The organism is Clostridium sp. BSD9I1 (assembly GCF_900185645.1).
Lineage (GTDB): Bacteria > Bacillota > Clostridia > Clostridiales > Clostridiaceae > Clostridium_AK.
In genome coordinates this window covers 312,334-327,500 of record NZ_FYAM01000023.1, presented here as the reverse complement: position 1 = coordinate 327,500, position 15,167 = coordinate 312,334, and the positions used below count along the sequence as shown (strand labels likewise).

Annotated in this window: 13 protein-coding genes and 1 pseudogene; 6 read left to right on the top strand and 8 right to left on the bottom strand. The window is 29.3% G+C overall.

Features of this window, described 5'->3' with window-relative positions:
• Nucleotides 1–49: 49 nt before the first annotated feature.
• From BSD9I1_RS18900 to BSD9I1_RS08965, 7 genes and pseudogenes are all read right to left on the bottom strand, one after another.
• Nucleotides 50–619: a site-specific integrase gene (locus BSD9I1_RS18900; RefSeq protein ID WP_278281259.1), complete on the bottom strand. Its 570-nt coding sequence runs from the start codon at nucleotides 617–619 to the stop codon at nucleotides 50–52.
• Nucleotides 620–655: 36 nt separating this feature from the next.
• Nucleotides 656–970, bottom strand: a complete 315-nt coding sequence (locus BSD9I1_RS18895) for a phage integrase SAM-like domain-containing protein (protein ID WP_242966450.1) — start codon at nucleotides 968–970, stop codon at nucleotides 656–658.
• 130 nt (nucleotides 971–1,100) lie between these two features.
• Nucleotides 1,101–1,190: pseudogene (locus BSD9I1_RS18890) on the bottom strand (YebC/PmpR family DNA-binding transcriptional regulator); the annotation flags it as partial.
• 194 nt (nucleotides 1,191–1,384) lie between these two features.
• Nucleotides 1,385–3,247 (bottom strand): ATP-dependent endonuclease, encoded by a 1,863-nt coding sequence (locus BSD9I1_RS08980; protein WP_186430058.1) that lies wholly within the window; start codon nucleotides 3,245–3,247, stop codon nucleotides 1,385–1,387.
• A gap of 384 nt (nucleotides 3,248–3,631) precedes the next feature.
• Nucleotides 3,632–4,117 carry a zinc ribbon domain-containing protein gene (locus BSD9I1_RS08975; protein WP_186430057.1) on the bottom strand — a complete coding sequence of 162 codons (486 nt, stop codon included), beginning with the start codon at nucleotides 4,115–4,117 and terminating at the stop codon, nucleotides 3,632–3,634.
• A gap of 206 nt (nucleotides 4,118–4,323) precedes the next feature.
• Nucleotides 4,324–4,872, bottom strand: coding sequence for a hypothetical protein (locus tag BSD9I1_RS08970; protein WP_186430056.1), 549 nt, complete (start codon nucleotides 4,870–4,872; stop codon nucleotides 4,324–4,326).
• Nucleotides 4,873–4,939: 67 nt separating this feature from the next.
• Nucleotides 4,940–5,122: a hypothetical protein gene (locus BSD9I1_RS08965; RefSeq protein ID WP_186430055.1), complete on the bottom strand. Its 183-nt coding sequence runs from the start codon at nucleotides 5,120–5,122 to the stop codon at nucleotides 4,940–4,942.
• Between the two features lie 213 nt (nucleotides 5,123–5,335).
• On the opposite strand from BSD9I1_RS08965, the gene BSD9I1_RS08960 reads away from it, so the two are divergent.
• The 6 genes from BSD9I1_RS08960 to BSD9I1_RS08935 all read left to right on the top strand — a co-directional run bounded on the left by BSD9I1_RS08960 (nucleotide 5,336) and on the right by BSD9I1_RS08935 (nucleotide 10,680).
• A complete protein-coding gene (locus BSD9I1_RS08960; RefSeq protein WP_186430054.1) occupies nucleotides 5,336–5,746 on the top strand; it encodes a helix-turn-helix domain-containing protein in 411 nt (136 codons plus the stop codon).
• Nucleotides 5,747–5,852: 106 nt separating this feature from the next.
• On the top strand, nucleotides 5,853–6,389 hold the full coding sequence (locus tag BSD9I1_RS08955; protein WP_186430053.1) for a hypothetical protein: 537 nt from the start codon (nucleotides 5,853–5,855) through the stop codon (nucleotides 6,387–6,389).
• Between the two features lie 45 nt (nucleotides 6,390–6,434).
• Nucleotides 6,435–6,608 (top strand): hypothetical protein, encoded by a 174-nt coding sequence (locus BSD9I1_RS08950; RefSeq protein WP_186430052.1) that lies wholly within the window; start codon nucleotides 6,435–6,437, stop codon nucleotides 6,606–6,608.
• Complete coding sequence (locus tag BSD9I1_RS08945) at nucleotides 6,601–8,085, top strand: recombinase family protein (protein WP_186430051.1); 1,485 nt, start codon at nucleotides 6,601–6,603, stop codon at nucleotides 8,083–8,085. The genes BSD9I1_RS08950 and BSD9I1_RS08945 overlap by 8 nt, the downstream gene beginning before the upstream one ends.
• On the top strand, nucleotides 8,054–9,718 hold the full coding sequence (locus tag BSD9I1_RS08940; RefSeq protein ID WP_186430050.1) for a recombinase family protein: 1,665 nt from the start codon (nucleotides 8,054–8,056) through the stop codon (nucleotides 9,716–9,718). The genes BSD9I1_RS08945 and BSD9I1_RS08940 overlap by 32 nt, the downstream gene beginning before the upstream one ends.
• Before the next feature lie 272 nt (nucleotides 9,719–9,990).
• On the top strand, nucleotides 9,991–10,680 hold the full coding sequence (locus BSD9I1_RS08935; protein WP_186430049.1) for a hypothetical protein: 690 nt from the start codon (nucleotides 9,991–9,993) through the stop codon (nucleotides 10,678–10,680).
• Nucleotides 10,681–11,469: 789 nt separating this feature from the next.
• Here the strand turns inward: BSD9I1_RS08935 and BSD9I1_RS08930 are convergent.
• A complete protein-coding gene (locus BSD9I1_RS08930; RefSeq protein ID WP_186430048.1) occupies nucleotides 11,470–15,123 on the bottom strand; it encodes an AAA family ATPase in 3,654 nt (1,217 codons plus the stop codon).
• Nucleotides 15,124–15,167 lie beyond the last annotated feature (44 nt).

Sequence of the window (15,167 nt, the reverse complement as noted above, 5' to 3'; positions counted from 1 at the left end):
ATGTACATTTGATATAAATTATTTTATGTACAAGAAATTTCCCCAGCTATTATTTTCTATATCCTTTCATATTCATCAAGGGACTTGTTTTTACACTAAGATCTATTATATCCTCATCTTTTATGGATTGTAAATATCTCCTAGTTATGCTAATATTCTCATGCCCTAGTAGGCGAGATAATGAATACACGTCCAATCCGTTTCTAAGCTGTTCTTGTGCATGCCAATGTCTTATTGTGTGCGGAGAACATCTTATTTCATCTCTGACTTCTGCCCTTTTACCTGCTTCTGTTATTACTCTTTCTACTGTTTCTGGAGTTAATGCTTTTCCTGTTTTAGATAAAAAGTAATCATCAACTTTAATTGCCTTATCTTTAAAATAAAACTCTCTTATTCTTTCGTATCTAATCATGTATTTCTTTAATAGCGGACTTATTGCAACTTGTCTTTGTCTATTACCTTTTCCTCTAAGTAAAATAACTTTGTATCTTATATCTCCTTTTAAAAGGGTACAAGTTTCATTATTTCTTGCTCCTGTATCAACCAAAAGGGGTATTAACATTTTATTTCTAGCATCTAAATAAGTAGTAAATTTATAAGCATTCAATAATCCTAATATCTCATTATCATTAAATGTATTAATTATTACTTTACCTTATTTTTGCCAACCTACTTTTAAACATGGATTCTCTTCTATATATTCTTCTTGTATAGAATATCTAAAAAAAGCTCTTATATTTTTTAAGATACCATTTGCATAAGTAGGCTTTAATCCCTTTTGCATTAAAAATTTTAAGTAACTTTTGATATGAATAGGCTTAACCTCGTCTAATTGTGTAATTTGAAATTCTTTACAAAGAAAATTAAAGAATAAAGCATTATTATTTCTATAACTTTTTACTGTCCTTTTGCTATAATTTTTTACTTGGCAGTCAAATATAAATTCGTTTAAAATATCGTTTAATTCCATAATAAAAACACCTCCAAATGTAGTAATTTTATACATACATTTAGAAGTGTTATATTTCATCACAAAACGATTAAAAAGACGTATATCATCATACTTTAAAATCATTCAACTCTGAAAATCCTTGATATTACTACTGTCCTTCAAACTCATCTGGGAATTCAGCATTGTGATAAACATCCTGAACATCGTCGCCATCTTTAAGAGCATCAAACACCTTTTGTGACTATTTTCAAGGCTTTATAAATGTTAATTTACCTAGATATTTAGTACCTATTACTCTCTTGTTTAATTATATAAGTGGAATCATAATATTAGTTTATGTTATAACTATAAAATTCTTATTTTATTAATTTTAAGCATTTGAAAAGCAGGGTTGCTCCTGCACATTATTAGCAAACTTTTTCATTTAATCTACTAACTTATATTATAAACCTCATTTAGTAATATTTTATGGCATTCAAAAATTTCTTCTTCTCTATTTACACAAGCAATATATTTATTAAATAATTCACTGGAGTAAAACTCAGCGCTTGAATCCTCCTCGTTAGAAATAATCTTGCAATCAAAATTTCCTTCAAACTTAACAATAAATTCTTTTATTAAGTTTTTGTTCATTATATATTTGACATTATTAATATCACAGTTGATTTCCCTAACAAAATGATTAATAGTTATATCTTTAAGTTCTGGTCTTGAATCTTTCTTTTGGCCATTAAAACTCTTCTCTAAAGAAACACAAACCTCACTACTGACATTAGCACAATGTTTCACTAAATTATTAAAATAATTCCCAACAAAACTCCTAATACTACTTATATCCTTCATTGATATTTTATTGAGCAATAGGGAAAGCTTTTCTAAATCACTAAATAATGTCGATTCTATACAGTATCCATCATGAAACAAAACCTTAGAATCATTTCCTAACTTACGTTTCAAATTTTCCTTTTGTATTTCTACTTGCTCTAGAGTACAAAAGTCCTTATCATATATTAAGATAAATTTCTTAGAATCAAATATCTGAGATAATAATCTTTTATTAAAATCTATTTTCTTTTCCACATAATCTTTTCCCCTTAGATGAAAAAATTGCACATTATCTCTTTTAGATTTTCCTTTCACTCTCATATACATATCTGCTAAGGCTTCTACATAATCCTTATCGTCTTCACCTTCCACAAATACTATAGTCTTACAAAAATTTATATTTTCTAAAGCCGAAATAGTTCCACCTAACTCCTTCTTTATTAAATCAAAGTTTTCAATATTAATATTCTCTAAAAATCCTTTTTTCTTATTATCTTCATTAAGAAAAAATAATTCACCTTCACTAAGGCTATCAACAAAGCTTTCATTATGTGATATAATAAAAGTTTGAGTATTACTATTATTTTTCAACTCAGCAAGTAGATTCTTTTGTAGTCTAGAGTGAATATGTGAATCTGGCTCATCTACAAGAAGTATATTTAATGCAGAATCTATATATTCAATAGAAGAAAATATCTCTGTTATTTGCAAGAACCCACTCCCTTGTAAATGCAAATCAAGCTCTTTTTCATTGGTTTTTACTTTTAGCTCTATGTATTCATCAGAATTTTTCCTATTTTTATTTTTAAATTCAAATGAGAAGTCCTGTTCGATGACATTCTTTATTTTATCTTCAAGACTCTTAATCTTATCATCAGCCCTATTATTAATTATTTTATTTCTAAGAACTTCATGACTCTTTCCTTTAGATATCTTTGTTAATATTTGTCCCTTAGTCATAAAAGGCTCGTCGATATAAATATTTGAAATTGGTTTTGTTTGATAAATAAAAATTGCTTCGTTTAATTTCTTACCTAGATTTGAAATATACTCATAGAACATTTCAAACTGATTATAATTGCTATAATGTATTCTAAAATATGCATTGCTTGGATTTGTTATTCTTTCAAATTTAAATCCTAAGTTAAATTTATTATCTCCTTCTTTTAAAACAACCTCTAATAATATTTCTCTATCCTCTGATGAATTATATAAATCCAAATCTTCCGTAATTCTTAAAAACTTAAGTTCATTAAATATAACATATTTATTTGTAGTATCATTATAAAAGCCCTTGTAATTTTTTTTGATGCACTTATCATAGCATTTTTTCCATAGTAGCATACCTTCAAATATAGTTGATTTACCAATGTTGTTTCGGCCTATAACTACATTAAAAAATTCATTACACTTAATATTTAATTTACTTATACCTTTAAAGTTCTTTATTTGTAACTCTTCTATGTACATTATCTTCCCCCACCTACTAACAATAAAAATTTCCCTAAAAGTCGATTACTCATCTATTAAGCTATAATTTATCATAATTCTTCCTATATTATTATATTTTAACACATACTACGATGTTTGTTAACTCAAGTGATAAATGCTTACCATTGTTCCATATGGATTTTTTAATTTTTAGTTCATATCCTTACTTCATAGATCCATTTAATCCTTTGTATAATTTACTGCCTTATGCATACAATCAATGTATTGTAGACTTTAGGGGGAATGCAATAAAAAGTGGGTCAATCTTAAATAAACTTTATATCATATAAGACACATGTCAAGTACTAACTAATCCTATTGCTAACTAGATAGCATGGACTGGGGGCTTAAGCAATACTTATGTTAAGTACCAACCATAGTGTTTAAACCAAACTTAACATTAGAATTGTTTCCATACGCCTTGCTATCGTCAGCATCTGTATAAAGTTTCCCAACCAAGCTGAGGCTTACCGAGAATTGCCATACTAACTTAGTAAGAATTACTGGTACTACTCGATTATAGGACACTAAGTTGCCATTTACTACTTTAAATTGTTCCTTTATTATATCCTCTATATTGGGTAAAGAAATATTTCTAGCTGCGTTTATATCTGCATTTTCTTTATGCCCACATATAATGCATTCAAATTTTGCTTGGTTATTTTTACAGTCTCTATTTTCTTTATCTATATTTCCATAAAGACTGCATCTAAATGAAGTACAATAAGGATTAATAAAATTTACTTCAATTCCATTTTCCTCAGCTTCATATTTAATTTTTTGTTGTAAATCATAGTAGCTCCAATTTTTTAATAAAGTTTCATTAACTCCTTCAATATATCTACTCAAATCCTACATCTGATGCATCCACAATTATTTTTTATTGCAAAATCTATTACATACTTAGAGTACTTACGATTCAATGTATATCTAAAGTTTTTAACCTTTTCACTCATATAGTTAATTGATTCTATTCGTTTAGTTCTTCCATGGCCAGCTTTACTATTGTTTTCTTGTGCTAATTTACCATTTTTAAGAAGTGCTATTCTTCTAGCTTAAATTTTTTGTCTATAATGAATAAGTTTTTCGCCATCTAAGACACAATTTTTCCAAGCTATTCTATCCCATTCTTTTAGATCATCATCCCAAATCTGCATTGTAAGGTTATTAGTTATACCAACATTAACGCCAACAGTTCTATTGTGATTAAGTTCTTTCTTTTCTACTTTAAATCCAAAGCTTATAAACACGCACCATTTATTTTTTTTATTTTTGATTATCTGCATAACTCCTAGTTTACAAATACCGGATATAATTTTGTTTAGTGCAACCTTTTTGTTTCCATCAAGCTTATCTATTGTGAATGCTAAATGTTTTAGGTCTTGGGATTTATTAAATATAGCACAATCTATTTCATAGACACTATTGCCTTGATATACTTTACAACTAGTATTCTTTAAATAAATAGGCATATCAAATTTAAAACTTGCTACAGACTTTCTATAATTTAAAATATCTCTTTTGTCAGTATTCCATTTTTTCATAGCAAACGCATTTGTCTGTCCAACATTTGAAGTATTTATACCATTCATTATCGATTTCATTTCACCTTCAACGACATTCCTATAAATCTTTCCAAAATGCTCTTATTCTTTAGGATATTCTCCATACTTATTTTTGTACTCTATCTTTGATATTCCCACATATACACATCTGCATAGCTTTATTACTAGCTTTACAGGTTAAGTATTCTATATCTCTTAAAGTTTTATCCAGCTTTTTACATTCTAATTCCTTACAACTTTTTATAACTACTAAAATACACTTATTAATTTTATCACTTCCTTCACTCATTTATATATTAATATTTACCATTAAGCTATACCTTTTATAAAATGCTTTTCAAACATGTTTTTACATTTTGGTATATTATGTTTTTCATGAAAATATGGTTTAATAAATACTCCTAACTATTAGTATAAAGCAATCCAAAATTAGTATTTTTTTCTCATAATGATTAAGTGAGGTCTTTCTTGTTCATAATCCTAAATAAATGGAGGTGTTATAATGCAACATCAATTAGGTGAAACCATAAGAAATTATAGAAAACAAAAGGGTTATACCATTTCTGAACTTACTGATAAACTCGATATTTCAACAGGATTACTTAGTAATATTGAAAACGCTAAAACAGACTTCTTTCAATTAAATCTATTAAATAATATTATACAAGAATTAGACATACCACTTTCAGAATTACACATATTCTCTAAACCATATCCTACCGAAGGTTTAGACATAGATAATATGGAAAGCTTCAACAAAATGAGATCAAAATTAGAAATTGTAATAAATGCTTTTATAAAAAGCTTCTCAACAATATCCGACGATGAAGACAAAATGACCTTAATAACTAGCTCTTTAGTCAATCAAATCCAAATATTTAATAAATTAATAGAGGCACCTAAATCTAAATAATTATAGATTTAGGTGTTTTTTATTTTCACTAACATGATTATTCATATACATGAATATTTTATAGGTTTCTACACATCCTATTAATGCAAAGGTGGTGTAGCTATAAATGAAGATGAACAAATATTTGTCTTTTGATATATCGATTCATCAAACTTTCTACAATATAAATAAATATTATCCTGATACTTCGGTACCCTTTGAAAGTCTAATGGGTATTCTAAAAGATAATTGGTTGTCTGAAGGTTACCAATCTATCAGCGAGGAATCACTATTTAAATCTTATGCCACTTATGCCTTAAAACTATATTCCTTAAATCCTTTAGATAAAGGTTCCGATATTGTATTACTTAATAAATTTTTAAGCGACAATGAAGGTTCTGAATTTAAATATGCTAAAATAGACAAACTCCACTTCCTACCAGGTAATCAACTAGAGTTAGTAGATTATAAAAGCGGGAAATACATCCCCCCTTTTGAAAAATCTCTTTATACAAATAAAACATTATTTACTATCACATCTATAAAGAAAAAGCTTGGAGTTTATCCTGATATATTTAGCTTTTATTATTTAAGACATGGAATAAAATTATCAGTCAAGATTAATGAATCTAATTTATTACTAACTAATTATGTGCAGCATTAACTTGTTTTTATTAATTCTAACATTATTCTAACTAAGAGGTGAAATATGAATACTAATGATATAAAAATAACTGTAGAATACAAAAATGATGAAGAACAAAGGAATAAATTTGTAAAATATATAATACATCTCATACTAGAAAATAATTATATTCTAGGAGATCCATATGTCAATGACTTTAAAAAAGATTCGGAAGAAGGTGATAGTAGCTATGATTAGTAATCCAGAAAATTATGCTGCTATCTATGCTAGATCATCAACCAAAAGTGATAAAAATACTTCTGTTGAAACGCAAGAGTCTAAGGGTGAAGAAACTGCTTTAAAGAATAATCTTTTGATTTATAACTATTATTCTGAAAAAATATCAGTGACAGAGATTCCTTATATGGAAAGAGAAAAATTTATGGAGCTTATCGAGGATGCTAAAGCAGGCTACTTTAAAACTTTGATTGTTTTTAGAAGTGATCGTCTTGCTAGAAATACTCTTGATGCAATGAAAATTAAAAGACTATTAAAAAATCTTGGTGTAAAAATTCTTTACTCTAGTGAAAGTGAATATAACTCAGATGGTACTCCTAATTCTGATTTTATAGGTAATATAATGTCAGCTGTGGCAGAATTAGAATCTAAAACTATAAAAGAAAGAACAGAAAGTGGAAAGAAAAAACAACGACAAGAGCAAGAACATTCTGCTAGTAAAGCAGCTTATGGATTTGTTACAAGTAACCGTCTTAATAAGAAAATTTCTCGTTATATCACTTACTATGATGCGAACGATAGCTTAAAGGATTTTATTGATATGTTATTCACATGCTATATATCTAATAAAGACTTGATTACTGATACTGACATATATAACTTCCTGAAAAAAAACAATATTAATATTCCCTTAGATTTTAATAAAGAAAAAATTCGCAGCATAATATGTAATCCAATATATGCATCTCTTCAAACTAAAAACATACATCATAAATTTAAAGATAGCTTTGAGAAAAATGCTGATGGTAGCTTTAGTCATATAGATGAGGATTTTTTTCAGCCAGCTTATAATGTTGCTACAATTGTAGATGATAAAACCTTTTTTGCCGCAGCAAACAAATGGTATCATTATCACGATCCATTTGGAACACGTGCAAGAAATACTAACTATTTACTCAAAGACTTATTATACTGTGGTAAGTGTGGCAATAAAGTAACTTTATCGAAAAAAATTTATTCTTGCAAAACAACCCACTGTACTCGATTAAATGAGTACGATGTAAGTTATGAAGTACTCAATAATATACTTGAAAGCTTGATATCTAATGAAAACTTTAGCACTGAATTAGATTTGAAAATTCAAGAATTGAAAAGAAGCATAGTTTCTAAAAATAACAAACTTATTCAATTTACTAGAAAACAAGAAAATCTCGTTAAGACATATTTAAACAAAAGCAATGATAAGTTCATTATTAATGCACTTGAGGAAAATGTTAACCATCAAGATAGTATAAAAGATGATATCAAATTTTTAAAATCAAATATAATCTACTATGAAAATATGAAGAATTTATCATTTTCTGAATTTAATAAAGCAAGTAAAAATGCTTTAATTTATGTGATGTTAAGTAAAAATGATTTAACAAGAAACTATCTATTAAATAATATTGAAAAGGTGATCTTATATGGAAGAAATCCAGTTATCGAATATAAATAATAATAAAAATAAAAAGAAAGAAGTTGCAGCAGCATACATCCGAGTATCAACCGAAGAGCAAAAAAAAGATGGACACTCTATGCAAAATCAATTAGATTTAGCTAATGAATATGCTAAAGAAATGGATTGGGATTTAGAAGAATATATTTTTAAAGAAAATGCACCTGCATCTAAAATCTCTGAAAACGATGTGAATACAGAAGACTTTACCGAAAACTTTTTTAACAGACCTGAGTTTAGAAAACTGTTAAAGTTGGCTGAATTGAAAAAGTTTAATCATCTCATTGTATATTCTAGGGATAGGTTAACTCGTGTTACTGAAGAGCAAATTACCTTAGAAATCTTCCTAAAGAGATGCGGTATAGATATACATTATACTAGAGCAGGTGAGAATATTAATAATGAAAATGATGATCTTAGCCATTTTCTTAGTGTGATTCTCAGTTCTTTCGCCGAATATGAGTCAGGTCTATTATCTACTAGAATAAAGGATGCCAATAGAACTTGTATAAAAAAAGGGCTTTGGGCAGGAGGGCGCACACCTTTTGGATATAATTCTAAGCCTGTAAATGAAAATGGATGTAAAAACCGAAAACACACAACCCTTGAAAAATCTAATTTAGAAAGCTCATTAGTTAATGAAGTATTTAACCTGAATAAGCTTGGATATGGTTATAGAAAAATTGCAAGTATAATGAATGAAAAGCATAGTTATATCAAATGGACTAAATCAAAAATAGAAGTAATACTTAATAATCAAACTTATACAGGTATGATTACTTGGAATCGTCGAGGGGGAAGAAGACAAAAATTTAAAAAGTATGATACTATAGATATTGTTCAATCTGATTTAATCAAAAATGTAGCTATTGTTGATAAGGATACTTGGGACTTCTGCTTAAATAAAAGGATTAATCGAAGTGCAAGTAAAGATCCATATTATTATTCAACACCATTTATTTTAAAAGGTAAACTTAAGTGTTCAAAATGTAATTCTACTATGAAAACAAAGAACCCCGGTAAAAATAAATCAAATATTTATAAATGTAGTTCATCAAACACTAAAGAATGCAATCTTAGTCTACCAGCAAGGAAGGTACATTACTACTTTGCCCAAGAAATAAAAAAGATAATTAAAATTGACGATTGCGACAAGTTTTGGAAAATTTACTGTAAAAAATTCAAAATAAAAAATAAACAGTACACTATTTTTGCAAAATTGTTAGATACTAAAATAAAACAATACAACTTGTTATTAAATAAAATAGATTGTAAACTAAAGAATGACAGCACTAGTTTAATAGCTAAAGCTCTGAAAACTCAAAGAATAAATATTTTAAAGCAATTAGAAGCATATGAAAAGACATCATCAGAATTACAAAAATATCTCAATATAAAGCAAATGGATAAATTATCATTTAATAAATTTATAGTTACCTACACTAATTCTTTATTTGATAATTTTGACATCGAAGATGCTGATGATAAAACTATATCTAATGAGCAGATTATAACAAACTGCAATATAGTTAGAGAATTTGTTTTAAATTTTATTGATGAAGTAAACATTGAATGTGAAAATGGAAGCATAAAGTTAATGAAAATAATATTTAAAGCTCCTGAACTTACCTAGCTGGTATTTAGCTAGGTAAAATTTATGCGTTAATTTATAATTATTATAACATTGCCGATTAACTTAAATACTTGATGAATTGTACATGCCAATAGGTTTATATTCTGCTTCGATTAAATAAATAGTACAAGCCAATAGGTTTATGTTCTGTTTCGCTATAACGAAACAGAACATAAACCTATTGGCTTGTACTTGTTTCGTGGTTTGTCATAAATTGCTGTATCATTAAATATACATAATAATATTATAAGCAATTTTGTAGGAGTTTTGAATTGAAATATACTAAAACTGACGAAATTATCTTTACTTATATAGTAAACGGCTTAATAAAACTAAGCAAAGATCCTGATTATATAAAAAAATTTCTTGAAGACAATAACCTCTGCAAAAAAGCAACTCTTAAACATTTTCATCAACTCACTTGGGAATTATTAAAAACAGAATGGCAAGCCGCATATGGCTGGCTTGAAGTTTTGAATAGTTTATCGTTAAACCATGAAAACATATCATATGAGGAAGAAGTTAATATTATCAATTCAGATATCCCTTCTCAAGATAAAAAAGAAAGTCTTATTATAATCCATAAGAATAAAAAGATACCTTATATTGAAAAATTCCAACTGAACAAAATATTACTTAATGAAGATATAAACATAGAAATTTCGCCTAATGATGCAGCTACTTTACTCAAAATAATGGGTTCATTACAATCAAAGTTAAACGAAGTCATTAAGTCTATTAATTCTATAGCTGAGCTAATAAATGGGGAAACTAGAAAAGCTCCCTTACCTACTTCAATTGAAAATGCTAATAAAAATGAAGAAATAGCATTTTCTGAGAATAGTGCTCAAGTAATCCTTATAAATATGGAGGCTATTCAATCTAAGTTTAATGAAATTGTTAGAACTATTAGGAGCATTGAACACATCTTAGATTCAAATGAATCTAATCATAAATATTAATCAAAGGATTCTTAAATTATGTGTTTATCCTCTTCTTTACTGATTTTCTATGTAGATTTTAAGAAATAAAGAATTCTGTGTTCATTAGGTACTTTATTTCTAAATGAAGTACCTATATCCAATATTTTCTTCATTGATAGATAAACCTTCGATTTTTGTTGGTAAAACAAATTGTCCTGTAACTCCCTTGCCTCTTATATGTTCTAAGTCAACCTCGCCAAATTCAGTGTATCTATCAACTCAATTAATCAGATTAGTCCTAGTTATATTAAGAGCTCGTACAACAAGGTATAACCTCCATATTCACCACTCAGGTACATCCTTATAGCATCAAGCTTAAATTCCTTACTATAAGTTTTATTCTTTTCTCCCATTTTGCGACCATCTCCCCTTAAAAATACATGATCATATTTCACTATGACTATCTACCTTTAAGGGTATGGTTCAAAAGGTGGGTCAGTTTTAATTATAAATCAACACCTTAGCTTTTGCTGATTTGCTTTCTCATAACGCGAAAACAAGGATTCCCGTGCCAGTAGCAACACACCATAAAACTGACATCGTTACTTCCAATCTCGGAAATCCTTTATTTATTAATGTTTTTACTACACTTTATTTTTCTTTCTTTGTTATAAGTGCTACCGTCTCCGCATGGCTAATAGGGCTTGGATTGATGTCACAACCTATTTTGAGTGGATGAACGCTATATTTTATATAAATTTTTCATTTCTCCGTTCATGTGAATAAGTCAATGGCACTTTTTTGAGTTCTTACGTTTGTGGGAATATATCAACTATTTTTTATCCATGTTTGAATTTTACTCTCTATTAACGTTGCATCCAAACTTCCGTCTAATCCGTCCTCGGTAATTATCAAATTTCCAAGAGTTTCTGAAATTCCCACACTTTCATAATTTGCTTTTTTCTCGTCCCAACGCTTTTTATATGATTTATCTCTTAACATTCCAAGATGCTCTAAACAAGCAGTTTTGCCTTGGTAGCGTAGAGTAAAATCAGGAATATAGGTTTTACCACTAACATTTAATGGTTCTTCATAGAAATACTCAATTTTCATCTTATCAAGAATATTAGCCACAATTACTTCAGACTTTGATCTAACCATTTCACCACGAATTGTTTTATGGATCAATTTTTCTTCAAAATACCGTTTTTGTTTACTAGACCCCATCTCAATGATGTTTGGAACTTCAAATAAGTCTGTATATCGTTGCTTGGTATCCGAATACCAGTCATTCGCATACTGAACTAATTCTTGAATTGACAAATCACTTAATACAATTAGTCTTTCTCTTTGACGAGAAAACGCAGTATACAAAAGTTCTTTTGTAACAAATGAACTTTTACCATTTATGACTACTATGGTTTTGCCAAAGCTAGAACCTTGTGATTTGTGAACTGTAAGAGCATAAGCAAGTTCTAACTTAGAATCGCTATTATCACCACCAAAATCAGCTTTAGTATATGAAAATACTTTTCCTTCAAATGAGCCAAAACGGAATTTATACCAACTAGTATTCTTATCATCTTTGCCATAGTGGCTTGGGTAATCCGCCATAATACCAATTTCACCATTTGCAATATATGCTTTTCCCGATGAACCATCCCAGTAATCCTTCTCACCATTTACATTAGATATGACTTTATCTCCGTAAACAATATTTTGAACAGATTGAGGACTGTTTTTTGATAATAGATATTTATTCCATTCATCTACAATATCTTGACGATATTTTTGGTGAAGCTGATTATTCAAATAATAGCTTCCTGCACCAATAGATTTAGTTGGAGATAGAATTTGCCAGTCTTCTATATGTTCACTAGTTGGATATTTTGTATATTTGCCTACAGTAGCTCCCAAACTTTTATTGAAACCATTAATATCATCTTCATTTGTCATATTTGTAATTTCTACCAATTCTTCAAAGAACACTTTTTCTAACTCGTCTAAATCGGTGTATTGAATATATTTAAGCCGATTATCTGTTTGATTGTTTTGAATACGGTAAATTACATCTTTATCGACTGAATCCGAATTAGAGAATATCTGAGCAAATGATAAATCATCACCACCTGAACCTTGTCTCATCTCAGTTTTCAATGTTGCGACCTTTTCAGGATAAGCACTCTCTAAATAATTAATCAAATCAACAAATGGGCGCCCTGCTCCTATTGGAGGTAATTGATTTGGATCTCCTATAAAGATAATTCTTTCAGAATGAGAATCAATAAGCTTTAGTATGCCAGCAAACATATCTTCAGTCAGCATTGAACTTTCATCGATAATAACTGTTTTGGCAATACTCGAACTAGGTTGGCTTGGCATCTTATAAGCCATTGTGTTCCAACTGAAACCTTTTGAACGAATTAAAAATTGTGCCACAGTCATAAACTCAGCTTTAACACTATTCTTCTTAAATGAATTCTCAAGTTGAACTCTTGCTTTCCCAGTAGGGGTCAATGCCAATACTCCACCAGCTTTAATTTCTTTTGAAGAAGCAAAAATCCCCAATGCTGATGTTTTACCCGTCCCTGCTCTTCCCAATAGGACAGATATCTTAGATGATTCGAGAATCCTTAACGCTGTTGCCTTTTCATCACGAGCCAATTCATCGTTTTCTTCATTATTTTCTTGAAGTTCTCCAAATTGATCGTCAATAATTTTTCTCCAGTTTTGTTCACTTGATAAACTAGTTCCTAAACGGCTATTTACTATATCGACTACCAATTGTTTATAATCTTGATATTCTTTCAGTTTGATGTAAGTATTTTTTACATCAACGTGCAATTCACCTTCCTGCAAGAACTCTAGAACACCTTCAATCTTTTCTGTTTCAAAATCCGTTTTATTATCTAATGGTAATTTGTTAATTTCTTCAACAATTTGATCATAGCTGAGTAAAGTATGGCCTTGATTTGCCGCTTGAACTAAAACAAATATCACCATAGCTCTAAATCGGCGTTTATCACTATCAGTTCTCATTTTTGTTGGTTTCTTAAGAGGATACTTATTTTCCACCAACGGATTCACAAACATTGCATTGTCGATTTGAGAAATAGTAACTTGATGAATGTCCTTTTCTTTTCGTGTAAGTTCGTATAACAGGTATGGGTTTTCAACAATTTCATCTGCATAATTTTTCAGGTTACCCCAAGCATAAATAGCTTGTTCAACAGAAAGATTCAATCGAGACAAAAGTTCAAAGAATTGAGTTTTGTTTTCATCTCTTAATAAACCAGAAAACTCATCCTCTTTGTCAGCTAAGCTGTTATCCAATTTTTCGTTACCAGTTTCTTTATCACCTGAAAAGTATAACTTCAATTCAGAAATCAGGTCGTTTTCAGAAGTATCAACATATTTAGCAACATCGAAACCATATCTAACACCGAAAGCTGATAAAACCGAACCTAATCCTGGAAATATACCACGTTGATTCCAAACGCTTTTTAATTGATTATCAATATATTCAAGTTGAACATTAACCCATTCATGATTGGCTTCTTTTAGCTTGAGTTTAGCTATATTCTTTAATACAGTTTTCGCTTGATTTAGCACATCAATAGCCGCATCGTAGCTGATCCATTCAGCTGCATATGAAAATTCCGTTCTAAAACCTGCCGCTTCAAACAATGTGACACTCGCTACATCAAAATCAGGATGTTTTTTTGCATACTCTGAAATTTCAAGATATGGCATTAAAAAGCCTTCGTTACCATCAACTCTTATTGAATGAGCTGCATTTGTCTCCCAAATGTAGTTTTTTTCATCACTGCTTCCATCAGACTCATACTCATGAATTTCTACATTTGATACTATATTTCCTATTCCTGCAATTACACGCCTATTATCATCGATAAACGGAACTTGTTTGTAATATGGAAATATCAATGAATTGTGCGGACTAATTCCGGAAAAGAAGTAGTCGAAAATTCCTTTTTGAGATTCTCCATGCGATACCCACGAGCTTGACCAGCTCAGCATTTGTTCTGTTTTTTCTAAGTCAAAATAAAAATTGTAATACTTTTGTTTCTCATTGGCATTATCCTTTAAAGTCCATGAAAAGGGGCGCAATAAAAATGAATAAGGGTTCATCTCAAAAGTTGTTTCTTCGAAATGCTTGAACTTAGCATTCCCTTTTTTATATGGATGGTTCATTTTAAGATAAAGCTTGGTATCACTCATGAACGCTGCGTTCTCTGTAATCCAACTTTGCATTCTTACTGGTCCTACTTGTTCGTAATTTTTACCTTTATTTGTTTCCTCAAACTCTAAGTCCCGTGAAGATGCAATGTTTGGGATTACTTGAGCAGCTACATTATACCTAGGATTATTGTCTATTCTCCCAGTATAATCGTTATCCTTCCATGGAATTCTTGTTGAAAAGTGTTGTACATAGTTTGTTTGTGTTTTAACTTTCTTACACATTAGCCCTCTCCTCCTAAACCTCTATTACGCAATATCTGCTATTA

What these genes read in the sequence shown, in the direction of transcription:
- BSD9I1_RS08970 (WP_186430056.1), bottom strand. Translation starts at nt 4,872, where the DNA reads ATGAAATCGATAATGAATGGTATAAATACTTCAAATGTTGGACAGACA.
- BSD9I1_RS08940 (WP_186430050.1), top strand. Translation starts at nt 8,054, where the DNA reads ATGGAAGAAATCCAGTTATCGAATATAAATAATAATAAAAATAAAAAG.
- BSD9I1_RS08965 (WP_186430055.1), bottom strand. Translation starts at nt 5,122, where the DNA reads ATGAGTGAAGGAAGTGATAAAATTAATAAGTGTATTTTAGTAGTTATA.
- BSD9I1_RS08945 (WP_186430051.1), top strand. Translation starts at nt 6,601, where the DNA reads ATGATTAGTAATCCAGAAAATTATGCTGCTATCTATGCTAGATCATCA.
- BSD9I1_RS08960 (WP_186430054.1), top strand. Translation starts at nt 5,336, where the DNA reads ATGCAACATCAATTAGGTGAAACCATAAGAAATTATAGAAAACAAAAG.
- BSD9I1_RS18895 (WP_242966450.1), bottom strand. Translation starts at nt 970, where the DNA reads ATGGAATTAAACGATATTTTAAACGAATTTATATTTGACTGCCAAGTA.
- BSD9I1_RS08955 (WP_186430053.1), top strand. Translation starts at nt 5,853, where the DNA reads ATGAAGATGAACAAATATTTGTCTTTTGATATATCGATTCATCAAACT.
- BSD9I1_RS08930 (WP_186430048.1), bottom strand. Translation starts at nt 15,123, where the DNA reads ATGTGTAAGAAAGTTAAAACACAAACAAACTATGTACAACACTTTTCA.
- BSD9I1_RS08950 (WP_186430052.1), top strand. Translation starts at nt 6,435, where the DNA reads ATGAATACTAATGATATAAAAATAACTGTAGAATACAAAAATGATGAA.
- BSD9I1_RS08980 (WP_186430058.1), bottom strand. Translation starts at nt 3,247, where the DNA reads ATGTACATAGAAGAGTTACAAATAAAGAACTTTAAAGGTATAAGTAAA.